General features: G+C 61.2%; 18 protein-coding genes. 7 read left to right on the top strand and 11 right to left on the bottom strand.

What is annotated here, in order from left to right; translation table 11 throughout:
• Positions 1-205 precede the first annotated feature (205 nt).
• Positions 206-550: a hypothetical protein gene (locus KZO34_RS10690; RefSeq protein ID WP_219476322.1), complete on the top strand. Its 345-nt coding sequence runs from the start codon at positions 206-208 to the stop codon at positions 548-550.
• A 2-nt stretch (positions 551-552) separates the two neighbouring features.
• On the opposite strand, the gene KZO34_RS10685 is transcribed toward KZO34_RS10690, so the two are convergent.
• Positions 553-1,839 (bottom strand): serine hydrolase domain-containing protein, encoded by a 1,287-nt coding sequence (locus KZO34_RS10685; protein ID WP_219476321.1) that lies wholly within the window; start codon positions 1,837-1,839, stop codon positions 553-555.
• 39 nt (positions 1,840-1,878) lie between these two features.
• Entirely contained in the window at positions 1,879-3,084 is a 1,206-nt protein-coding gene (locus KZO34_RS10680; protein ID WP_219476319.1) for a sensor domain-containing diguanylate cyclase, read from the bottom strand.
• 177 nt (positions 3,085-3,261) lie between these two features.
• On the opposite strand from KZO34_RS10680, the gene ybaK reads away from it, so the two are divergent.
• Both ybaK and KZO34_RS10670 read left to right on the top strand, forming a co-directional pair.
• Entirely contained in the window at positions 3,262-3,732 is a 471-nt protein-coding gene (gene ybaK / locus KZO34_RS10675; RefSeq protein ID WP_219476317.1) for a Cys-tRNA(Pro) deacylase, read from the top strand.
• 3 nt (positions 3,733-3,735) lie between these two features.
• Complete coding sequence (locus KZO34_RS10670; RefSeq protein WP_219476316.1) at positions 3,736-4,929, top strand: cation:proton antiporter; 1,194 nt, start codon at positions 3,736-3,738, stop codon at positions 4,927-4,929.
• 87 nt (positions 4,930-5,016) lie between these two features.
• On the opposite strand, the gene KZO34_RS10665 is transcribed toward KZO34_RS10670, so the two are convergent.
• The 8 genes from KZO34_RS10665 to KZO34_RS10630 form a co-directional block, all read right to left on the bottom strand.
• The gene (locus KZO34_RS10665) at positions 5,017-7,260 is read right to left on the bottom strand and encodes an NADP-dependent isocitrate dehydrogenase (RefSeq protein WP_219476314.1); all 2,244 of its coding nucleotides are present in this window, start codon (positions 7,258-7,260) and stop codon (positions 5,017-5,019) included.
• Positions 7,261-7,560: 300 nt separating this feature from the next.
• The gene (locus KZO34_RS10660) at positions 7,561-9,552 is read right to left on the bottom strand and encodes an acetoacetate--CoA ligase (RefSeq protein ID WP_219476312.1); all 1,992 of its coding nucleotides are present in this window, start codon (positions 9,550-9,552) and stop codon (positions 7,561-7,563) included.
• Positions 9,553-9,568: 16 nt separating this feature from the next.
• Positions 9,569-10,348, bottom strand: a complete 780-nt coding sequence (locus tag KZO34_RS10655) for a 3-hydroxybutyrate dehydrogenase (RefSeq protein ID WP_219476310.1) — start codon at positions 10,346-10,348, stop codon at positions 9,569-9,571.
• A 13-nt stretch (positions 10,349-10,361) separates the two neighbouring features.
• On the bottom strand, positions 10,362-11,726 hold the full coding sequence (locus KZO34_RS10650) for a TRAP transporter large permease (RefSeq protein ID WP_219476309.1): 1,365 nt from the start codon (positions 11,724-11,726) through the stop codon (positions 10,362-10,364).
• Complete coding sequence (locus KZO34_RS10645) at positions 11,726-12,364, bottom strand: TRAP transporter small permease subunit (RefSeq protein WP_219476308.1); 639 nt, start codon at positions 12,362-12,364, stop codon at positions 11,726-11,728. Before KZO34_RS10645 ends, KZO34_RS10650 begins: the two co-directional genes overlap by 1 nt.
• Before the next feature lie 119 nt (positions 12,365-12,483).
• Positions 12,484-13,536 carry a TRAP transporter substrate-binding protein gene (locus tag KZO34_RS10640; RefSeq protein ID WP_219476307.1) on the bottom strand — a complete coding sequence of 351 codons (1,053 nt, stop codon included), beginning with the start codon at positions 13,534-13,536 and terminating at the stop codon, positions 12,484-12,486.
• 331 nt (positions 13,537-13,867) lie between these two features.
• Positions 13,868-15,316, bottom strand: coding sequence for a sigma-54 interaction domain-containing protein (locus KZO34_RS10635; RefSeq protein WP_308318798.1), 1,449 nt, complete (start codon positions 15,314-15,316; stop codon positions 13,868-13,870).
• Between the two features lie 117 nt (positions 15,317-15,433).
• A complete protein-coding gene (locus tag KZO34_RS10630) occupies positions 15,434-17,539 on the bottom strand; it encodes a D-(-)-3-hydroxybutyrate oligomer hydrolase (protein ID WP_219476306.1) in 2,106 nt (701 codons plus the stop codon).
• Positions 17,540-17,894: 355 nt separating this feature from the next.
• On the opposite strand from KZO34_RS10630, the gene KZO34_RS10625 reads away from it, so the two are divergent.
• Entirely contained in the window at positions 17,895-18,824 is a 930-nt protein-coding gene (locus KZO34_RS10625) for an alpha/beta hydrolase (protein WP_308318797.1), read from the top strand.
• On the opposite strand, the gene KZO34_RS10620 is transcribed toward KZO34_RS10625, so the two are convergent.
• Positions 18,793-19,155 (bottom strand): DUF6164 family protein, encoded by a 363-nt coding sequence (locus KZO34_RS10620; RefSeq protein ID WP_219476304.1) that lies wholly within the window; start codon positions 19,153-19,155, stop codon positions 18,793-18,795. The two genes, KZO34_RS10625 and KZO34_RS10620, sit on opposite strands and share 32 nt — an antisense overlap.
• 87 nt (positions 19,156-19,242) lie before the next feature.
• On the opposite strand from KZO34_RS10620, the gene KZO34_RS10615 reads away from it, so the two are divergent.
• The 3 genes from KZO34_RS10615 to KZO34_RS10605 are packed head-to-tail and all read left to right on the top strand — an operon-like array spanning position 19,243 to position 22,531.
• Positions 19,243-20,658, top strand: a complete 1,416-nt coding sequence (locus tag KZO34_RS10615) for a DUF2868 domain-containing protein (RefSeq protein ID WP_219476303.1) — start codon at positions 19,243-19,245, stop codon at positions 20,656-20,658.
• Complete coding sequence (locus KZO34_RS10610; RefSeq protein ID WP_219476301.1) at positions 20,655-22,085, top strand: GTPase/DUF3482 domain-containing protein; 1,431 nt, start codon at positions 20,655-20,657, stop codon at positions 22,083-22,085. The genes KZO34_RS10615 and KZO34_RS10610 overlap by 4 nt, the downstream gene beginning before the upstream one ends.
• 50 nt (positions 22,086-22,135) lie before the next feature.
• Positions 22,136-22,531, top strand: a complete 396-nt coding sequence (locus KZO34_RS10605; RefSeq protein WP_058092911.1) for an ectoine synthase — start codon at positions 22,136-22,138, stop codon at positions 22,529-22,531.
• The last annotated feature ends 3 nt before the right edge of the window (positions 22,532-22,534 follow it).

Here is a 22,534-nt window from a genome sequence, read left to right as displayed (position 1 = left end):
TCGTCCAGTGAGTCGTGATAGATCCTTATCCCATTCTGGAAGTCTGCCCATCTGTCGGACAAAGTGCAATAAAAATGAACTTAGTTTCATTTTTATTGCACGATCCAGCTCCGGAACCTGCTCACCTGACGCAGAAAGCCCTGCTATAGTTCCCTGTAACATCACGTTTTTTCAAGACAGTTCCGATCACCGCCCGAGAGTTGCCATGACCCAGACCTCCGTCGCCGATACCCTCCGAGAATACCTGTCACTGCTGGAACTGCTGGACGACGCCTATTGGGAAGCCAGCAGCATTCACCACAAGGATATGCTGTACGACATCATCAGCATTTTCAGTCAGGAAGTGGCCGAGATTAACAAATTGAGCATCCAGGACCACCACTACCCCTATGAGGTGATCACCGAGGGCATTCGCCGGGTCGTCCCAAAACTGGAGCGGCTGGATGAGAATCGGGAAGACGTGATTCAGCGGACCCAGACACTGACCGATTTCCGGGACATCCTGTCATCAGTGCTGGGCATTCTCGAAGAGCAGTTGCGGACCCTCTGAGCTCAGGCCGCGACCAGCGGCCTCTGGTTCTCCGGGATCAGGGGAAAGCGCTTGCAGACCGTGTAGACAAATTTTGCCAACGCCGGCATGTGGTGACCGACAATGGGAAAGCCGGTATTGAGCAGGCTGACCGAAATATCCCGGGCCGGGTCGGCCCAGCACAGCTTGTTAATCAGCCCGATGTGGCCAAAGGCGTAGCGGCTTTGCGGGCCCCACAGACCCACCGGGTTGCCGCCCAGCATCATGCCGGCGCTGAAGCGCATCGGAATCATCATGGTCCGGTCGATCTGTAGCGACCCGAACTGCTGAATGGCTCGCCGAACCGTCATTTCGCTGCAGATGCGCTTCCCGTTCCAGACCCCGCCATTGAGCATCATCTGGAAGAACCGGCCCATTTCCTCGGCGGTGCCACACAGGTTACCGGCGGGAATGACCGCTTCCTGGAAGCGGGGATCGTTGGTGACCTTCTCGACCGTCCGGATATCACTGCCCAGGGCCCGGTTAACGATCCACGACACGGGAAACCTCGGGGTCGGGCCGGTGGCGTAATTACTGGCCAACTCGTGCAGGTGATCCGGCGCGATCCCATAGGTGAACCACTTCATGCCCATGGGCTGGCGCAGGTGGGTATCGAGGTAATGCTCAATGCTGTTGCCGGTGACTTTTTCCAGCACACGCTGCAACACGAAGCCTCCAGTGATGGCGTGGTAGGCCACTTTGGCGCCGTCCACTTCCACCGGCCTGGCCTCACACAGCAGGCGCCAGATTTCGTCCTTCTGCCAAAGGACCTCGATGGGCGTTTCCCGCGGGATCGCAGGAATACCGCCGCGGTGGGAGAGCACCTGGTGCACGGTGATCGTCCGCTTTCCACCCTGGGCAAATTCCGGGCAGTAGTAGGACACCGGATCAGTCAGGTTCACCAGCCCCTGTTCCGCCAGCATATGAATCAGCAAGGCGGTGACCGCCTTTGATGCCGAGAAATAACAGACGGGGGTCTCGGTCGTCATCGGGGTCTTCAGGACACTGGCGCCGTCCCGGGGACCGTTACCGGTGGCGTGCCCGATGGCCCGATGCAGGACCTGCTCACCCCGATGGCGCAGCGACAACTGCAAGCCGGGATGCACGCCGGTCCGGTACAGGGCCTCAACACTCTCCCAGATGGCGTCGATCGCCTCCGGACTGACGCCGGCGGCATCCGGACGCTCACCAGCCGCATCACGGCAGGTAACGGCGGACAGGTCTTTGGGCACAATGCAGGTGTGCAGGGCACGGCGGGCGATTCGATTCATTCGGGTACAACCTTATTCAGTGTTCTTGTTATCGTCGTTTCAGGCGTCATTATGAACATGCTCGGAAAGGTGTGCCATCGAAACACAGTTCCGGCCCCGCTCCTTGGCCCGATACATGGCCTTATCGGCCGCCGCACACAAGGCTGCGGCGGTCAGGCCGTGACTGGGGTAGACCGCCACGCCGACACTGATGGTCAAGGGCACCGTCCTGCCATCACCCAGGGGTTGCGGCAGGGATCCGACCTGACGCCTCAGCCGGTCGGCGGTTTCGCGGGCCTCGGCCACCTCCATTTCCGGCAACACAATCACAAATTCCTCACCGCCGAACCGGCCTACCGAATCGACCGCGCGCACGCTGTCGAGTAGCAGGCGGCTGACCGCCTTCAAGACCGAATCACCGGCCGCATGGCCATAGGTATCGTTCACATCCTTGAAATGGTCGAAGTCGATCCACAGGAGGGCCATGGTACGCTGGTAACGCTTGGCACGCTCGAGCTCCTCCTCCATGAGCCGTGTCAGCTCACGGCGGTTGAGTAAGCCGGTAAGCGGATCGCGGGTCGCCAGCTCCGACAGTTCGTTTTCCAGTGCCTTGCGGTCGGAGATGTCCAACACAATACCCTCCAGCACCGTTTCGCCGCTATCCTCTACGACTCCTCGGCCCCGCTCCCAGACCCAGATTCTGGCCCCGTTTTTCCGCTTCAACGCGTACTCAACGGAGAAGGGCTTGCCCTGATTCAGCGCCGCTTTCACGTCCTGCTGCAATCGTTTGTTGGTGGCGTCATCCATCAGGTCGGCAAAACTGACCTGCCGGTTGTTAACCAGCGCGGCCGGCTCATAACCGGTAAGCTCAATACAGCCGTCGGAGACAAACAGCATCGTCCACTGGCTGTCGTAGCGACAGCGATAGGCCATCCCCGGCAGGTTATCCATGAGCACGGTCAACTGTCGTTCGCGGGCGCGGAGCGCCTGGCGCTGACCGTGTTGAAGCTTCAACAGGGAACGGTCCTTGTATAGCTGACGCAGGAGCACGGAGAACAGGACCAGGCCGGTGACCAGAACGAAGAAGAAGCCCTTCCAGGTCTGGACCCGGGACAGGGCCTCCGGATCCTGAAACCAGGATTCGACCAGGCGGTCTGAAAACGCGATCCAGGCAAAACCGACAACCAGGTAGGTCAGGACCACCCAGAGAGTCCGGCGCAGGGGGAGCAACTGATCGGAGAGCTGGCGCTCGTTGGACTGCCTCATTCCATTACCGCGTATTTGCGTGGTGGCCTCAGCGTTAACCAGCCGGTTTGGCAATGTATCATGCCCAGAAAATAGTCATTCTACTGACATAAGTCGAGTTATGTCGCGGTCGAACACGCTATTCTCTAATCGGACTGTGTTACATTTTTCAGGTCAGAGGACGAGGCAGGAGACGCCATGACCCCGGGGATCAACGCCGCCAGGAAAGCCAGGATCAGCCATACCCTTCACGAATACGACCATGACCCGGCCAGCGAGAGCTATGGCACCGAAGCCGCCGAGAAGATCGATGCCGACCCTCGCCGCGTGTTCAAAACGCTGGTGGTGGATATTGATGGCAGGGAACTGGCCGTCGGAGTGGTGCCGGTCAGCGCCATGCTCAGCATGAAACTCATTGCCCGGGCGGCGGGAGGGAAAAAAGCCACCATGGCCAATCCCCAAGTGGTCCAGCGCAGCACAGGATACGTGCTTGGCGGCGTTAGTCCCCTTGGACAGAAAAGGCGTCTAAAAACCTTCCTGGACCGCTCGGCAGAAGGCTTCGATACCGTTTACGTCAGTGCCGGGCGACGCGGTCTCGAGATTGAACTCTCACCACAGGACCTGCTGAAACTGACCAGCGGACAGCTGGCGGTACTTCAGCAGGAGTAAGCTTTGTCCCACGCCCTGGATCTTCTTTTGATTGGCGGGATCATGTTGCTGGCTCTGGCCGCTCACACCGTAGGCCAGCGCCTGCATGTTCCAAGAGTGACCCTGTTATTGCTGTTGGGTGCTGTTGCCGGCCCTGAGATGCTTGACCTGATCCCCACCAGAGTAAGCGAAAGTTTTCCTCTGGTGACCGAGCTCACCCTGGCCATGGTCGGCTTTCTGCTTGGGGAGCGCATCTCGTTCCGTGACCTCAGAAGGGGCCGGGAGGCGATCATCGTAAGCCTGGCCGTGACTATCGTGACGGCCCTGGTGATCTTCCTCACGACCTGGGCCGTCACGCAAAACCTGCCTGCCTCGTTGCTGCTCGCCGCCATCGCGACCGCGACTGACCCGGCGGCCACCCTGGACGTGATGCGGGAAACCGCCTCCCGTGGACCACTGACCAGACTGGTCGGGCAGGTTGTCGCCATCGACGACGCCTGGGGCGCCATTCTGTTCAGTATCCTGCTGGTGGTGGCCGAGCTGGTTTCCGGCAATGGCGTGAACTTGTTCGAAACCGTCGGGTACGGGATCTACGAGGTGCTCGGCGCCATGGTGCTGGGTGTGTTGCTGGGGCTACCCATGGCCTGGATGACTGGTCGACTGAAACCGGGGGAACCGATGTTGCTCGAGTCCGCCGGTTTTATCTTCCTGGCCGCCGGCATCGCTGGCGTTCTCGAAGTGTCCTACCTCCTCACCTGTATGACCCTGGGAATCACGGTCGCAAACAGGGCTCATCATCATATCCGGCCATTTCGCTCTATTGAAGGCATCGTGGAGCCGTTTCTGGCGACATTCTTCTTCCTGGCGGGATTTGGTCTGGAATGGGAAATCCTGCCGACTCTCGGTGCTCTCGGAGCCGTGTACATTCTGGCCCGGATCGCCGGCAGGATCCTGGGCGGCTACACCGGAGGAGTGCTGGCAGGGTCCAGCCACACCGTGAGGACCCGCAATGGTGCCTGCCTGCTACCTCAGGCGGGGGTGGCTATGGGCCTGGCCCTCGTGGCCACTCAGCGGATGCCGGAGATTACGTTTATCCTGCCCCTGATTATCGGCTCCACCGTGGTATTCGAGTTGATCGGGCCGCCAGTCACCATGTATCAGTTCCGCAGGGCCGGAGAGTCGGGCAAGGGCTATGAGGAAGAACCAGAAGAGAACTGACATCCGCCAATAAAAAACCCGGAGAGCCAAAGGGCTGTCCGGGTTTTTCGCGGGCCAGGTTACAAACCCGGCCCTGATCCCTGAGGCTTACTTCACAGAAGCGCGAGCCTCTTCGAGGATCTTGTTGAGGGTTTCACTCGGCTGCATGATCTCACAGACCTTCTCCATCGGCGGATGATAGTAACCACCGATGTCGGCCGGGTTGCCCTGAACGACGGTCATCTCTTCCAGGATCTTGTCCTTGTTCTCCTCCAGCTGCTTGGACAGCTTGGCGAAGAACTCCTTCAGCTCCTTGTCACTGTCCTGTTTGGACAGTTCCTCAGCCCAGTAGCGAGCCAGGTGGAAGTGGGAACCCCGGTTATCCAGCTCACCGGTGACACGGGACGGAGACTGATTGTTCTCCAGCAGGCGCTCGGTGGCCTTGTCCAGAGTCTGACCCAGCAGGCGAGCGCGCTCGTTGCTCTGCTTCTCGCCCAGTTCGTCCAGGGACACCGCCGTGGCCAGGAACTCGCCCAGCGAATCCCAGCGCAGGTGGTTCTCCTGAATCAGCTGCTGCACGTGCTTCGGTGCGGAACCACCGGCACCGGTCTCGTACAGGCCACCGCCGTTCAGCAGCGGCACGATGGACAGCATCTTGGCACTGGTACCCAGCTCCAGGATCGGGAACAGGTCGGTGAGGTAGTCACGCAGGACATTACCGGTTACGGAGATGGTGTCCAGACCCCGGATCAGACGCTCCATGGTCCAGCGGATAGCCCGAACCGGTGACATGATACGAATATCCAAGCCCTCGGTATCGTGGTCCTTCAGGTAAGTCTCAACCTTCTTGATCAGCTGGGCATCGTGCGCACGCTCGTCGTCAAGCCAGAACACCGCCGGCATGCCGGTAGCGCGGGCACGGCTGACCGCCAGCTTGACCCAGTCGCGGATCGGGAGATCCTTGGTCTGGCACGCACGCCAGATGTCACCTTTCTCAACGTTGTGCTCGGTCAGCACGGTGCCGTCCTCGGCAATCACCCGAACGACACCGTCTTCCTTGATTTCGAACGTCTTGTCGTGGGAACCATACTCCTCGGCCTTCTGCGCCATCAGACCCACGTTCGGCACCGTACCCATAGTAGTCGGATCGAAGGCGCCGTGGGTCTTACAGAAGTTGATCACTTCCTGGTAGATGGTGGCATAGGTGGACTCGGGCATCACCGCCTTGGTGTCCTTGAGCTTGTTGTCACGGGCCCACATCTTGCCGGAGTTACGAATCATGGCCGGCATGGACGCATCAACAATCACGTCGCTCGGTACGTGCAGGTTGGTGATGCCCTTGACGGAATCGACCATGGCGATTTCCGGCCGGTGCTCGTAACAGGCGTGCAGGTCTTCCTGAATCTGCTCCTGTTTGGATTCCGGCAACTGCTTGATCTTCTCGACCACGCTGGACAGGCCGTTGTTCGGGTTGACTCCGATTTCGTCGAACAGCTCACCGTGCTTGTCGAACAGGTCCTTGTAGAAAACCTTCACCGCGTGACCGAAGACGATCGGGTGGGAGATTTTCATCATGGTGGCTTTGACGTGCAGGGAGAACATCACGCCGGTCTTCTCGCAGTCCGCGATCGCGTCCTCGAAGAACTTCACCAGCGCCTTCTTGCTCATGAACATGCCGTCCAGCACTTCGCCTTCCTGCAGCGGCAGCTCGGGTTTCAGGACGGTCTGCTTGCCCTGCTTGCTTTCAAACACGATGCGAGCGGTAGTCGCCTTGTCGAGGGTGACCGACTGTTCGCTGGAATAGAAATCGCCACCGCGCATGTGGGCAACATGGGTCCGGGACGCCGGGCTCCACTCGCCCATGGTGTGGGGATACTTGCGGGCGAAGGCTTTCACTGCCGTGGGCGCGCGCCGATCGGAGTTACCCTCACGCAGAACCGGGTTCACGGCACTGCCCAGTACCTTGGCATAGCGGGACTGGATTTCTTTCTCCTCGTCGGTCTCCGGGTTTTCCTTGTACTCAGGGACCTTGTAGCCCTGCTCGTTCAGCTCGTTGATGGCTGCACGTAGCTGGGGAATGGAGGCGGAGATGTTCGGCAGTTTGATGATGTTGGCGTCCGGGTCCTTGGTGTACTCACCCAGCTCCGCCAGTGCATCCGGAACCCGCTGATCTTCTTCGAGGTAGTCCGGGAAGTTCGCCAGAATACGCGCCGCGAGAGAAATGTCGCTGGTTTCGAATTCAATACCAGCCGGCTTGGCGTAGGTTTCCAGGATGGGAAGAAGTGACCGTGTCGCGAGGGCAGGCGCCTCGTCGGTCAGGGTATAGACAATCTTTGCTTTGGATGATGTCATTTTCGTCCTCAGGCTAATGGGTGGGTTCAGGACGGTCATGGCGGGGTCAGGCGTCTTGTGAACGTCCGACCCGGGCAATGACTGATTAGGAACTTTTGATAGACCTACTAAGATACCATTTTTTCGTAAATTCTGGTTACGATCTTAGTATAAGAACGGACTAAAAGTTCGCTAATTCCCGTTACAGGACGATGAAAAACCATGAATTTACGAAACTTTCGTACATTCCCGCTGACGGGATTCGCAAGCGGTAGGGCCCCGGTGATGGGGCCCACAGACTTCTGGCTGAAGGATTCGACATCAGCCTTTTGGCAGCAGTCCCGCTTCCGATAGCCGATCCCGGATAAGATCCAGCGCTTCCGGATTCGCCAGGGCATCCCGGTTGTCCGCCTTCGCCGAGCCGTTGATCAGCCGGGCAACCGCCAGCTCCACTTTCTTACCACTGCGGGTGTAGGGAATATCGGCCACCTCGATAATGTGCTTGGGCACATGCCGGGGGCTGGCGCCTTCACGGATACGGGTCTTCAGCTGCTTGAGCAGGTCATCGGTAATCGACTGACCGTCAGCCGGCACCACCAGCAGGACCACTTCCACATCGCCCTCGACCTGGCGGCCGACCACGAGGCTGTCCTTCACCTCGTCCACGGTTTCCACCTGGCGGTAGATTTCCGCGGTGCCGATGCGGACACCGCCCGGATTCAGGGTGGCATCGGACCGGCCGTAGATAACGGCGCCGCCGTGTTCGGTAAACTCGATAAAGTCACCGTGTGCCCAGACCCCGGGGAAGGTGTCGAAGTAGGCCGCATGGTAGCGGGCACCATCGGCATCGTCCCAGAAGCAGACTGGCATGGAGGGCAACGGCTGGCGACAGACCAGCTCGCCCCGGCCGCCATGCACCGGCTTGGCGTCCTCATCATAGGCCACGGCGTCGACACCCAGGAAGCGGCACTGGATTTCGCCACGACGGACCGGCAACAAGGGCGTCGAGCCCACGAAGCAGCCGCAGATGTCGGTACCTCCGGCAATGGAACCGAGCAGCACACCGGGGGCGCCATCGCTGTACACCCAGTCGTAATCCTCCGGCAACAGCGGGGAGCCGGTGGAGAACAACACCCGCAGGGCGCTCAGGTCCAGATCCTTCGCCGGTTTCAGTTCAGCCTTGCGGCAGCCCGCCAGGAACCGGGCACTGGTACCGAAATGGGTGACCTTCTCGCCGGCCACGGTGTCCCACAGGTAACTGAGGCTGGGGTAACCCGGCGATCCGTCAACGGTGATCACCGCGGCCCCGGTCATCAGCGCAGACGCCTGCCAGTTCCACATCATCCAGCCGCAGGTGGTGAAATACAGGAACCGGTCCTCGGGGCCCACGTCACCGTGCAGCATCAGTTCCTTGGCATGATTCACCAGCAGGCCGGCGTTGCCATGAACGATGCACTTGGGTTTGCCGGTGGTGCCCGACGAATACAGGATGTATACCGGATGATCCGGACCCAGGGGCGTGAAGGACGGCGACTGCCCGGCACCGGACGCAATGGCGTCCTCCCAGGGGGTTACGAGGTCGCCCTGGATCGGCGCCTGTTCCGGCAGTTGCTGGACGCTGACCACACACTTGAGGGTCGGCAGTCCGGCAACGAGTTCGGCAAAGTCGTCCTGGCGGGCGAAGACCTTGCCGCCGTAGCCGTAACCGTTCACCGCGATCAATGCCGACGGCTCGATCTGACCGAACCGGTCCAGGATCGCGCCAACCCCGAAATCCGGGGAGGCCGAACTCCAGATCGCGCCCAGGCTGGTGGCGGCGAGCATCCCCACCATGGCCTCGTACCCATTGGTGACAACGCCCGCTACCCGGTCACCACGCTCGATGCCCTGGCTGCGCAGGAACGCCTCGAGCGCGCCCACATCGGCTTTCAGTTCGGCGTAGGTCCGGCGCAGGACCGGACGGGTCTCGCAGTAGGCGACAATCGCCTCGCGATTGGCATGGTCGCCCTCGGCCAGGCGCAACAGGTTGGCCGCGAAATTCAGCTTCATGCCCGGGAACCACTCTGCCCCCGGCATATCACGCTTACCCAGCACCTCCTTGGCGGGGGTGTCGCAGACCAACCCGCAGTAGTCCCAGACTTTTGCCCAGAAGGTGTCGAGCTCGTCAATGGACCACTGGTGCAGGGCATGGTAGTCGGCAAACGGGCCAAAGCCCTGCTGCTCAAGCCATGCCTTGAACTGGCCCATTCGGGAATTGGCCAGCGTGTCTTCAGACGGAGACCAGACTACCGGCGATTGTTCTTCATTGCTCATCCATATCTCCTGAATATTACTGCATATGCCAGCCGTGACTGACCACGATGGACTGGCCAGTCAAAGCCGCAGAGGGGAATGCGGCCAGATGAACAGCCAACTCTGCCACGTCTTCAAGGGTGGTGAATTCCCCGTCCACAGTGTTCTTGAGCATCACTTTACTGATCACTTCCTCTTCGGAAATGCCCAGTTCCTTGGCCTGTTCCGGAATCTGCTTGTCCACCAGGGGCGTGCGCACAAATCCGGGGCAGATGATGTTGCTTCGCACCCCGTATTCCGCACCTTCCTTCGCCACCGCCCTGCACAGCCCCAGCATGCCGTGTTTGGCCGCCACGTAAGGGGCTTTCAGGGGCGAGGCCTCCAGAGAATGCACCGAGCCCATGTAGAGCATGGTGCCCCCGCCGCTCTCGTACATATGCTTGAGTGCCGCGCGGGTCACCAGGAATGCGCCATCAAGATGCACGTTCATTACTTTGCTCCAATCGGAGTAAGCCAGCTTGTGCACCGGATCAATATGCTGGATTCCAGCGTTCGCGATGGCGATATCCAGGCCACCCCACTGTTTAACCACAAAGTTGACGTTTACGTCAACTGCATCTTCATCGGTCACATCCATCTCAAGGGCGATGGCCGTGCCGCCGGCCTGCTCGATGGCAGCTACGGTGTCCTGTGCCGCCTCGAGTGTCAGGTCAGCCACAGCGACCTTCGCCCCTTCGCGGCCGTACGCCTCGGCAATGGCCCGGCCGATGCCACGGCCGGCACCGGTAATCAGAGCAATCCGGTTTTCCAGACGCATGGTTATTTTCTCCTTAATCGTAAGCCACGCTGGGCAGCCAGGTCGCGATTTCCGGTACCACGAACACAATAGCCAGTGCTGCCAGCTGAATAAGAATGAACGGAATAACACCCCGGTAGATGTCGGTGACTGCGATCTCCGGCGGCGCCACACCCTTGATGTAAAACAGGGCAAACCCAACCGGCGGCGTCAGGAAAGAGGTCTGCAGGCACATGGCGAACAGAATAGTGAACCAGACCAGATCAAACCCGAGACTTTGCACAACCGGCGCGACCAGCGGCAGGATGATCAGAGTGATCTCTACCCAGTCCAGGAAGAAGCCCAGCAGGAAAACACCGAACAGGATGGTCAGCACTACTCCGTAGGGACCGAAAGGCAGGCCCAGCAGGGCGTCTTCGATGACCTGATCACCACCGAGACCCCGCAGCACCACGGAGAACGCGGTCGCACCCAGGAAGATGGCAAAGATGAACGCAGCCGTTCGGGTGGTCTGCTGCATGGAGGAGTTGAGGACTTTCAGATTCAGTCGACCCGACATCAGGGCCAACAGCAGAGCACCCAAAGCGCCTACACCGGAAGCCTCCGTTGGGGTTGCAATGCCGGCAAAGATGGAACCGAGCACGCCCAGGATGAGCGCGGCCGTCGGAACAACGGCTTTCGCCACTTCCCAGACGATGGCCCAGCTCACTTTCTCTGTGCCCGCCGGTACCGGTGCAATGTGGGGTTGCAGCATGGGTCGGATGATGGCGTAGGCCACGTACATGGCACCCAACATCAGGCCCGGGAAGAAGGCGCCCATGAACAGGTCGCCGACCGATGCCTCAGGCACGGCCAGCCGGTCTGCCATCAGCACGAGCATGATGGACGGGGGGATCAGGATCCCCAGGGTCCCGGTGGCACAGGCCGTACCCACCGCAAAGCCCTTGTCGTACTTGTTCTCCATCATCACCGGCAGGGACAACATGCCGAGCAGCACGACAGAAGCACCGATGATACCCGTGGTCGCGGCCAGCAGTACGCCGATGACGATCACGGTAACCGCATAGCCACCACGGACGGCGCCAAAGAGTTTGACCATACTGTTCATCAGGCGTTCGGCAACACCGGACTGATCAAGCATAATCCCCATGAAGATAAACATGGGCAGGGCAACAAGGGTCTCGCTACTGACCACCTTCCAGATTCGTTCGGGGACCAGCCCCATGGAGGAGGAGTAGTCGAACCACAGATTGGCACCAAAATTCTCGACGGCGATGACACCAACAACGGTCCAGATGACCGCGGTGCCACCCAACACCCACGCAACCGGATAACCGGTCATCAGCAGCGCCCCGAACGTGAGGAACATGCCAATTACGAAAAGGGTTTCAAGCTCCATCAGGACGCATCCTCTTTCTTGTTGTCACCGGACTCGACCCGGATTGGCTTCGGGAAGCCGAAAAGCAGGGCAGTGACTTTCATCAGACGGGACAGGGCAGCGATTATCAGGAGCACAAAAGACAGTGCCAGAACGCCCTTGAGGATCCAGCGGTAAGGCAGGCCCGCCGGCGCCTGGCTGGTCTCACCCTGTTCCCAGGAGCTCACGGCATAGGGAATCATTTCGTAGACCGCCAGCACCAGAAACGGCAACAGCAGAAACACCAAACCCAACAGTTCAATCCACGCCTGGCCTTTGAGCGAAAGGCGTTCATGGATGACGTCCACCCTGACATGGTCATCGGTCACCAGGGTATAGCCCAACCCCAACAACCAGCCGGCGCCGGCCAGATGCCACTGGACTTCTTCAAGCGTTACCGAACCCTGGCCAAAGGCATAGCGCCCCACTACCGCGTAGATGATCACGCCGGTAACCACAATCCAGAGCCAGGAGGCACTCTTCCCTATCGCAGAAATCACACCGTCCAGGACCTCGCTCAGCCGGGTGGTCGGAAACTCGGTGTGATGATGAATAAATTGACCGGCATCCGACGCCGATGCATGGACATCGGACGAAGAGCCCTTATCAGACACTGTCATACAACAGTTCCTCGTTCAGAAAGCCTGCCGTGAAACAAGGATGGCCCCGCAGGGCCATCCAGACTAAATCAGAGGGCACCGGCATAAGCTCCGGTGCCCCTTTTGGTCAGCCCCGAACCTTAGAGGTCCGCTGGAACATAGGCGCGGGTGTCCCACACCTTGTAGGATTCCATGAACTCCTGCTGACTCTCGTAAACACGCTTGAAGTCGGCATCCTTGGACGCTTCTTCCTCAAGCACTTCCTGAGTGACTTCCCTAAGCTTGAGCAGAACGTCGCGGGGGATCTGATCAGCCTGAACGCCCTTTTCCTGGAACTCGGCCAGAACCTTGCCGTTCTTGTACTCGCCCTCAGCCAGACCACGGGTGGTAGCCGCAGTACAGGAAGCCTCAACCAGCGCCTTCTGAGCCTCAGTGGCGCGTGCCCACTCATCCTTGTTGATCAGCATGTACTGGGCTGTGAATTGCTGGTGCCAGCCCGGGAACAGGTTGTACTTGACCACCTGGTTGAAGCCGAGGATCTGGTCGATGGCGGGCATGGAAAACTCGGTGGCATCAATGGTGCCCTTTTCCAGTGCCTGGTATAGCTCGCCGCCGGGCATCATGGTGACAGAGGCGCCCAGTTTTTCGAGAACCTTACCACCGAGACCAGCGAAGCGGATCTTCAGGCCCTTGTAGTCTTCCAGTGTTTCGATGGGCTCGGAATACCAACCCGCTGTTTCAGGCCCAATGATGCCGCACAGCTGCGCGTGCACGTTAAATCCCTTGTTGGCATAAGTTTCCTGCAGCATTTCATGACCGCCACCGTAGTAATACCAACCGATGTAGGCCGGGGGCTTCATGCCGAATGGAACAGCGGCAAACAGGGGAATCGCGGGCACCTTGCCCTGGTCGTAGCCGATCCAGGTGTAGCCGGCAGAGACCTTGCCGTCTGAGACAGACTGCAGGATGTCGAACGGCGGAACCAGCTTGCCGGGTTCATAGACACGGACCTGGATGCTGCCATCCGAAGCGGTCGTAAGGTTGTCTGCAACCCAGGCAGCGGGAGAACCGAGGCCCGGAAGGTTGGTTGCGAAGGCGACGGGCATTTTCCAGCGCAGGTCGTCTGCGAAAGCGGAACCCGTCGTCAGGGCAATCGCACCGGCGATACCGGTGATGGCCTTCAAGAGTTTCATTGGCAAGTCTCCTAGCATTGTTGTTTTATCCGGCCTGGCGGACGCAATTTCTGACAGGCCTCGTCTGAGTATAGTCAGACATCGCAGAAAACAGACCGACATGGGTAACTTGGGGGGTCCAACAATAAGCGCCAGTCTTGTTTTCTGCGTTGTTCTGACGTCTTGCACGCCGGCATTTGCAGACAACGTGCCAACCACATTTTTGTTTGTTTTTTCATATAGATAGAGGATTTCGCCAAACTCAGCGAAAGGAAAAATTGTCCGGACTACCGGACGTCTTTAGACATCAGTCGTAGGGGTTTGTACGGATACCAGGACAGCTGTCCTGATTTCAGGACAGCTTCGCCAGCTTCTCGTACAGTACGGACCGGGAAATACCCAGTAATTTGGCGGCGCGCGTCCGGTTGCCACGGCTGGCGACCAGCGCTTCTTCAATGGCCTGGGCCTCGGCCTCGGCCAGGGTTCGGGCCAGAGGGCGTACCGGTTGCGGCGTCAACGAGGATACCGGACGCTTGCCACTGCGGGGCAATACCTTGAAGACGGCGTCGGCATCCAGCAAGCCGCCTTCTTCACCCATGGTCAGGGCCCGTTCCAGAACGTTCCGCAGCTCCCGGATATTTCCCGGCCAGTCGTAGCTGCCCAGAGCGGACACCCCCGCATCGGTGATCTCACCGCGCAGTTCCAGTCCCTCACAGATCTCGCCCAGCAAGGCCTCACACAGCACGCCCAGATCCGCCAGCCGGTCCCTCAACGGCGGAATGGGAATCTCCAACACGTTGAGCCGGTAATACAGATCCGAACGGAACGTGCCATCGGCGATCATCGCTTCCAGGTTACGGCTGGTTGCGGCGATGACCCGTACATCGACCTGTTCGACCTTGTTCGAGCCCAGCGGCTCGATTTCGCCCTCCTGCAGGGCCCGCAACAATTTCGCCTGCAACGGCAGCGGCATGTCACCGACCTCATCCAGGAACAGGGTGCCGCCATTGGCAAGCTGGAACTTTCCCTCCCGGGTCCGGCGGTCAGCACCGGTGTAGGCGCCCGGTGCCACACCAAAAAATTCCGCTTCGAGGAGGTTGTCCGGGATAGCTGCGACGTTGACCCCGACGAAGGGTTTCTCAGCCCGGGTGGACACGGTGTGGATGGCCTGGGCCAGAACCTCCTTGCCGGTGCCGGTTTCACCCAGCAACAGGACCGGCATTTCGCGACCGGCCGCCAGGCGGGCACGGCGCTTTACTTCCAGCGCTGCCGGGCTGGCCCCGACAAAGTCCCCGAGACTGTATCGTGTCCCGCGGGCCTTCTTCGCCAGTGCCTTGCGGGCGGCGGCGAGGTCCTGGTGCAGGCGCCGGTATTTCGCGACCAGGGGCGTTAACGGTTGCAGATCGTCGTACAGCACAAAAGCCACGGCGCCCACAATCCGGCCATCCTCGTCGTAAAACGGCAGGCGGGTTACCACCAGCTGCTGCTGGTTGTGTTCCATGATGTCGAGCAACAGCGGCTTGCCGCTCTCCACCACTTCCGGCATCCGGGTCTGGGGGATGACCTGGCGCACCGGCTTGCCAACCACCCTGGAAGGATCGCCCAGCCCCAGCAGATGCGAATAGCTGCTGTTGATCCAGGTAATACGGCTGTCCCGATCGACCGCGATGGCACCGGCGCTCGCTGCCTCGAACATCGGGAACAGGGCTTCGATCAGATCCCGCGTGAGTCCGCTCTTGTTATTTTCGGTAAACAGCTGTGTCATGTACCCCGCACCACCACCGGCTTGGATATCGTTCATGATGAGATCCCCAACATCCGGTAGCCCCGGATGCAGTCACGGAAGTATATGGGCCCCCTGTGGCGGGGGCAAACGGAGCCGCCCCGAAACAATCCGGGGCGGCGATTGGCCGGCGTCTTACTCCGGGATACGCAGCTGGTTGTCGACGAACCGGATGCGGTCCGACGCTGCGGGATCAGGGCTGATCGCAGGCAGGTTGGCCTCCGTCAGCGGCGAGGTGATGGCTCCCCGGGGCACTGTCCGGACCACCTGACTCGGCGGCAGGGGCTGCCGGTTTTTCAGCGTCGCCCACACCAGATCCAGGGCCTGGAAGTAGTAGTGATGCAGCGGAACATAGCGATCCGCCAATCCGGGGAAACCGTTCAACACATCCAGATGGTGGGCGTTGAGGATTTCGTAGTAGCGCAGGTTGCTGGCCTTGCCCTCAACCCGCTGGTTCAACCCGTAATAGGGCCGAGACGTGTGGTTGATGGGCAGGATCGCGTCCGCGCGACCGGTCACAAACACCGTCGGTTTGCCCCGCAGGTCACCCGACGCCCGCACCTCAGAAATACCCGTGGCAATGGCGTCCGCCTGGGCTGCGGCATTGCCGCTGAGGGCGCCGCCGGTCACCGCATCACTGCCCTGGGCCAGGCTTCTCAGGCAAAGCAGCGCATCCAGACCGTAATCCAGCTGGCTGGAACTCGGCGAGGCGCTGGCCGCCAGGTTGGTGGGCTGGCCAAGAGCGCCGTCGTAAACCAGGTTGACGCCCGCCGTTGGCGGAATCCCGTTGCTGGCCGAGAACAGTGCTGCTTCGGTTGTCGGCGCCAGGGGCGTGACGGCGCCAGCGGCATCGGTTGCCGCCAGGCTGAGGTCACAAACCCGATCCTCGACGCCGGCACGACCGTAGGCGTTGGCGTACGTCATGGAAATGCTCTGCGCGACGGCCAGGCCGAAGTGCACCGGCGCCAACAGATTCTGCTCCGGCTGGATACCGAAATCCTCGTTGAGAATGCGCAGCGCATCGGTCGCGCGCTCGTCCAGGGTGGCCCCGGTTACCAGGCCCTTGTTCGCCAGAGAGTTACAGATGTTCTCGCCGACAACCGGTGAATTGAACACTGCATTCAGAGGCGCGGTATCCCGTATTGCCGGTGCCAGGTTGGCACAGCCCTGGTACACCGCCAGGGCGGTGGTGTAATCCAGCAGGCTCCGACTGTGCTCGGTGATCACCGGCCCGTCGCCCTGGCGAATCGTAAAGCCGGTATCCACCCGGGGATTCACGTTTGGCTCAGACACTGCCACCCCGTCAATCAGGCCCTGGTGATCCTGTTCCGCAGCCCGGACCGAGGAACCACCCCCGTTGGAAACGCTGGACGCAATCACCAGCGTGTTGTTGGGTTTGAGCGTGATCAGCGTCTCGTCGTTCGGCAGCTGACGCCCGAACTTCTCGTTCAGCACGTAAAAGCCGAATTCGATGGACTGCAACACGTGCTGGCCCCAATCGGCTTCCGGGTTCACTTTGGAATGAGCGTGCTTGAAAGCAAAGCGGTCCGGCCAGAGCGCACTGAAATCACCGCGGGCGGTATCGGACAGATCCGCCCGGAACTGCACGACCTCCTCCCCATTGGTCAGTGTGCCATCCCGCCTCTGGGCCGAGTCGGTTTCCAGGTTATGGGAGCCCGTGCCGGTTCCCTTGTCGGTATACACCACGGCGCAGCCTTTTTTCAGGCCCCACTCACCGGCCGTGCCAATGGCCCCGTAGATACCCCGGGAGCCGGACGAGGGCGCGGTCACGATGCAGGCGTTGGCAGGATCGAAGCGGTCCGGCACCTGGGCCATCACGGTCACCAGAACGTCGCTGCCCGGCACCGTCATGAACGCCAGGTATTCCTCACCGGCGATCAGGCCCTCGCCGGCAGCGCCCACACCGGGCCCGAAAAAGGAGCCGTAGCCACCGCCGGGCACAGTATCGACCAGCGCCCGGTAATTGTTGTAGATCGCCAGGCGTCGGAGTTCAGCGGGCGTGGGCGCAAGCGGTTCGTTGAACACCGGGGCGGCACCGGCCAGGCCGGAGGCGCCGAGGCCTGCCGTCAGCAGATCGTCGGTGATGCCATCGTATGCAATGTGTGCGATGTCGCCCTGGATGAACCCGGGCAGCGCGTTGAAGGCAGGATTATCTATCGCCCAGGCACTCGAGGCGAACACGGAGACACCGAGAGCGGCGCCCAGTATGATTCGTTTCATGGTCGTTCCTTGTTTGTTGTTGTTGACGAACAGGCACGGACCTCCGGGCCGAGCCCTGCGGAACCCCATGCGGATCCTGTGCCAATTATCCAAGGCGCTGTTTTTATTAGAGAACCAGAAGCGCCCAGGGAAAACCGGGAGAAATAATCCGGGTTTCCGGACACCCCTCGGGCACGGAAAACCCGGGAACCGCCATCAGCTGGATTTTCAACCAGCACGTCCTGACATCCGGACATCGTCTCGAAATCCGGACAATTCCGACCACGGCCGCTCCCCGGCCGCATCCGCAAGTCGCCTGTGTTCGTACATCCAGTCAACCGGTTCACGATGGCAAACGATAACGAGAGGGAGTGAGGTGACAAACCGATTCAGATGGGTGCTGCCGGTGGCAGCGTTGCTGCTCAGTGGCGTCGTGGCGCTGACCGGGTGTGCCAGCCACAAAAACGCGCCTGCCAAACCGGTCAGCGTTGACCCAACCCCGTTTTCCGTGGAACGTAACCTGCGATTCTCCCCGGTCGACTGGCCCCAGCCTCTGTTCGCGGACCTGTACCTGCCAAATGGAACCGCGTCAGCGCCGGTGGTGCTTCTGGTTCACGGGGGTGGCTGGGAGCGGCGCGCCCGCGATGACATGGCCTGGATCGCGGAGGCTCTGGCCAGCCATGGTTTCGCAGTGTTGAATATCGATTACCGGTTTGCACCCGACTATACCTTTCCGGCCCAGCTCCACGACCTCCAGATCGCCCGGACATGGCTGAACCGGAATGCCGACCGTTACCAACTAGACACCTCGGCGGTGAGTGGCTTCGGGTTCTCGTCCGGGGCCCATCTGGTGGCTTTACTGGCAGTCGTTGCCAGCACCGACAGTGACCTGAACCGGCCCTATGGCGGACCGGATACCGGGCTCAGCGCCGTCGTTGCCGGCGGCCTGCCCTCCGACCTGACGGCGTTCGGTTCAGGGCGGTTGCTGCACCAGTTTCTCGGGGGCGAACAACAGGACATTCCCGAGGTGTACCGGGACGCGTCGCCCATCACCCACGTCACCCGCCAGACCCCGCCATTCTTCCTGTTTCACGGCACCATGGATGCACTCGTGCCTTTCAGCCAGGCGGAGCGGTTCCGGGCAGCCCTGGCCGACCACGCTGTCGACAATGAACTGTTCAAGATGCACCTGAGAGGCCACATCACCAGTTTCCTGACCGCCGGTGACGCGGTGGACGCGGCCATCCAGTTTCTGGCAAGGCAGGGAGCTGACGCTAGCCGAGTCGGAGAAAGGGCAGGAGGCTGATACCCGCTATCACAACCATGGCCAGCACCGCCGCCAGGGTCCGCACCGGACGCCGGCGGATCATTGACCAGATTCCGGTGCCTTCACCGGCGGCCAGGCGGTCACGGAAGGCCTGGCGCTGGGTTTCCAGGCGCTGCTGCTGATATTCGTTGAGCAGGGCCCGGGCCCGCGCGGCCTCGTCATCGTCGTGGACCCAGAACCCGCCCATGCTGATGCCCCACTTGCTCGGCGGCGTCTCGTAGTAGCGCACCTCATGGGCCTCGAACAGGCTACGGATCTCGTCCGCCTCGTCATCGGGTACATGGCGCAGGTTCATCAGGTGGTGGGGCATGACAGCTCGTTATCTGGTATCGGTGGCCGGAATCCCTATATCCTAGCATCAAAGGATGACGCACCGAATTCACCACCGGGACACTGCATGACCGACAGCCCCCTCCAAGTGCTGCTGGAATTCGACGCCCGCAGCCAGCGGGACCACGACCAGCCAGCGGCCTTTCTCCACCGCCGCGACCGCAAGTTTGCGCTGAGTTGCGAGCAGCAGGGCCAGACTCCGGACGCCCGGCTCTGGCTCGATCACATGGCGCGGCTGAGCGGTCCCGGCAGCCAACCGTCCGTCGCCGAGACAACCCGGCGGCTCTGGCGACGGATCAACACGGGTTTTACCATCGCTGGCGTACTTTTGGGCGTTCTCACCATGCTCGGCCTGCTGTTCTACGACGGTGGCCAGCGCATCAACATCACCGTTTTTCTGGCCTTTGTGCTGCTCCAGCTGCTGCTGGCGCTGTTCACCACCGTTCAGTCAATGGCGGGCTGGCAGCCCTGGCGGTGGCTGGTGCGCCGGGTGACACCACGAGGCAGCACCGGGGTGGCGAATCGACTGAATCCGGTTTTGATGGCCCGCGCCGCGCACCTCGGCGGACTTGGCTTCGCGCTGTCTGGACTGTTGACGCTGCTGGTCATGGTGGTGGTTCAGGACCTGGCGTTCGGCTGGAGCACCACCCTGGAGACCAGCGCCCCCGGCTACCATCAGCTTGTGCTGGCGCTCGCGGCCCCCTGGAGCTGGTTGTGGCCGGCCGCGGTACCCGATCTGGCGCTGGTCGAGGCCACCCGTTTTTTCCGGGCAGGTTCCGGCGCCAGCACCATTGACCCTCAACGCTGGGGTCAGTGGTGGCGCTTCGTCACGATGCTCTGGTTAACCTGGGTCCTGCTGCCGCGGTGCCTGCTGACCCTGGTGTCGATGGCACTCCTGCGTCGCCGCGCGCGGCAACTGCTGGCCGGCCATCCAGGTATGCACGCCTTGATGTATCGAATGGAGACGCCGACCCTGGACACCGGCAGCCAGCACAACGATGCCCAGGATATGCCGGACACCGGGACCCGGACGACCGTGCAACCCCTGCCGGACAGCAACATCCTGCTGTGCTGGGCCGGCGCCGGTGAGCCCGAGCTGCCGGACACCCTGACCGGAGAGGCCACGCGAAAGCTTCGGGCCGGGGGTCGGGCGAGCCTGGCCGAGGACCGGGCGGCGTTAGTGCAGATTGCCGACTGGCTGGAACAGGAGGACCCGGCCCGAGCGGTCATTGTCGTCACCCGCAGCTGGGAGCCGCCCACCGGCGAGCTGCAGGATTTCCTCAACGCCGCCCGCCAGAGCTGGCCTTCAGGCACCCGGGTAGCCCTGGTGCCCCTAAGTCTGGACACCCGGCGAGAGCCGGAAGCGCACCAGCTGAGGCAATGGCTGCGGTTCGCCGACCGTGTGGGCGAGGACTTTGTCGGTGTCAGCGCCCCCCGCCTGGAATGGCGGGATCCCTTCACCGAACAGGGAGACCTGGCATGAACTCTGCCCCTGTTTTTGCCGTCGTCGGCCATCCCAACAAGGGCAAATCCAGCGTCGTCGCCACCCTGTCCCAAAACGATGCCATCGCCATCGCCCTGGAGCCGGGCACCACCCGCCAGCGCCAGGCCTACCCGCTGAGCGTCGACGGTCACACGCTGTACACCCTGGTGGACACCCCCGGTTTCCAACGGCCGCGCCGGGTACTGGAGTGGCTTCAGGCCCACAGCATTTCCGCCTCCGATCACGCCGAAACGGTCGGGGCCTTTGTCACCCAGCACCAGGGCGACGGCCGGTTTACCGATGAATGCGAGCTTCTGGCGCCATTGATTGAAGGCGCCGGCATCATCTACGTGGTGGACGGTTCGGTCCCCTACAGCGCCGAGCACGAGGCCGAGATGACCATCCTGCGGTGGACCGGTCGACCCAGCCTTGCCCTGATCAACAGCATCGGTACCGATGACCACAGCGACACCTGGCAGGCTGCGCTCGGTCAGTTTTTCCAGGTTGTCCGCAAATTCGACGCGGTTCGCGCCCCGTTTGAGCAACATCTCAGCCTTTTGCGGGCTTTTGGTCAGCTGGAACCGGACTGGGAACAGCCCCTGGCGCAAGCCACGGACTTTCTGTCCGATCAGCGCCGGAAACGACGGCATCAGTCCGCGGCACTGATTGCCAGGGCCCTTGAGGACATGATGGCGTACCGGGAGAACCGCACCCTGACTGCCGGCCAGGCTGCCGGCACCAGCGACGCGGACCTCGCCGGACAGCTACGCCAGCGCTGGTACCGGCACCAGCGGCAACGGGAACAGACCCTGCGCATCGACGTCGAGCATCTTTACCAGCACCAACGCATTCAGCGCCAGGAGGCGGAGCTGCAGTGGGCCAGCGACCATGACCTGTTTTCCGAGGACAGCCGCAAGACCTGGTCCGTCGGCAAGCGCTACCTTGCCACTGCCGGATTCGGTGCCGGCGCGGTCAGTGGCGCCGGCATCGATGCGATCACCCTGGGCCACTCCCTGGGCGCCGGTGCCCTGGTGGGCGGCCTGATCGGCGCCGCCGGCAGCTACCTGTACGGAGACCGGCTGACACTGCCGGCGCTGAACATCGGGGTCCTCCAGGACGGACTGAAAACCGCCACCTTCGGCCCTGTACAGGACAGCCAGTTCGGCTATGTTGTATTAGGGCGAGCCGTGGATCACTGGTGGCATATCAGCCAACGCAACCACGCCGGACGGGACCTTCTGGACCTGGAACCGGCCGATCACCACTGGCTCGAAAGCCTCGACAGAAAGTGCCGACAGGATATCCAGCAGGCCTTCGACAAGCGCCGAAAGCGCCGGCCGCTCGATGACCGTCAGCGTCAGAAATTCATCGCTGCCATTGAGCAGAGCATGGCCGCTTACGACGATTGGCGGTTGAACCGGACCTGAGAGGGATGTTTATACTGTAGGGCTATTCCATCACGAAATGAGGAATGCTAATGAAGATTGTACGAGTGCAAGACATCATCGGTACCGAGCGGGAAGTGACCGGTCCGGGCTGGACCAGTCGCCGGATGCTGCTGAAGAAGGACGGCATGGGATTCTCGTTTCACGAGACCATCATCCCGGCGGGCGCCGAGCTGAACCTCTGGTACAAGCATCACCTGGAAGCCGTCTATTGCGTGGCGGGCAACGGCAAAATCCTGGATAAGGCCACCGGTGAAACCCACGAGATCACCGACGGCACCCTGTACGCACTCGACAAGCACGATCAGCACACCTTGTACGGCGGCACCGAAGACATGCGCCTGATCTGTGCCTTCAACCCACCGGTCACCGGCCGTGAGGTCCACGACGAAGACGGCGCTTACCTTCCGGATACCGGCGAAGACTGATTC

It is taken from the genome of Marinobacter sp. F4206, assembly GCF_019392195.1.
Taxonomy (GTDB): Bacteria; Pseudomonadota; Gammaproteobacteria; order Pseudomonadales; family Oleiphilaceae; genus Marinobacter.
The sequence above is the reverse complement of the archived record's forward strand: the minus strand, read 5'-3'. Positions and strand labels throughout refer to the sequence as shown.

Coding starts and splice junctions, on each gene's coding strand:
- KZO34_RS10690 (WP_219476322.1), top strand. CDS start 206: ATGACCCAGACCTCCGTCGCCGATACCCTCCGAGAATACCTGTCACTG.
- KZO34_RS10685 (WP_219476321.1), bottom strand. CDS start 1,839: ATGAATCGAATCGCCCGCCGTGCCCTGCACACCTGCATTGTGCCCAAA.
- KZO34_RS10680 (WP_219476319.1), bottom strand. CDS start 3,084: ATGAGGCAGTCCAACGAGCGCCAGCTCTCCGATCAGTTGCTCCCCCTG.
- ybaK (WP_219476317.1), top strand. CDS start 3,262: ATGACCCCGGGGATCAACGCCGCCAGGAAAGCCAGGATCAGCCATACC.
- KZO34_RS10665 (WP_219476314.1), bottom strand. CDS start 7,260: ATGACATCATCCAAAGCAAAGATTGTCTATACCCTGACCGACGAGGCG.
- KZO34_RS10660 (WP_219476312.1), bottom strand. CDS start 9,552: ATGAGCAATGAAGAACAATCGCCGGTAGTCTGGTCTCCGTCTGAAGAC.
- KZO34_RS10655 (WP_219476310.1), bottom strand. CDS start 10,348: ATGCGTCTGGAAAACCGGATTGCTCTGATTACCGGTGCCGGCCGTGGC.
- KZO34_RS10650 (WP_219476309.1), bottom strand. CDS start 11,726: ATGGAGCTTGAAACCCTTTTCGTAATTGGCATGTTCCTCACGTTCGGG.
- KZO34_RS10645 (WP_219476308.1), bottom strand. CDS start 12,364: ATGACAGTGTCTGATAAGGGCTCTTCGTCCGATGTCCATGCATCGGCG.
- KZO34_RS10640 (WP_219476307.1), bottom strand. CDS start 13,536: ATGAAACTCTTGAAGGCCATCACCGGTATCGCCGGTGCGATTGCCCTG.
- KZO34_RS10635 (WP_308318798.1), bottom strand. CDS start 15,316: ATGAACGATATCCAAGCCGGTGGTGGTGCGGGGTACATGACACAGCTG.
- KZO34_RS10630 (WP_219476306.1), bottom strand. CDS start 17,539: ATGAAACGAATCATACTGGGCGCCGCTCTCGGTGTCTCCGTGTTCGCC.
- KZO34_RS10620 (WP_219476304.1), bottom strand. CDS start 19,155: ATGCCCCACCACCTGATGAACCTGCGCCATGTACCCGATGACGAGGCG.
- KZO34_RS10615 (WP_219476303.1), top strand. CDS start 19,243: ATGACCGACAGCCCCCTCCAAGTGCTGCTGGAATTCGACGCCCGCAGC.
- KZO34_RS10610 (WP_219476301.1), top strand. CDS start 20,655: ATGAACTCTGCCCCTGTTTTTGCCGTCGTCGGCCATCCCAACAAGGGC.
- KZO34_RS10605 (WP_058092911.1), top strand. CDS start 22,136: ATGAAGATTGTACGAGTGCAAGACATCATCGGTACCGAGCGGGAAGTG.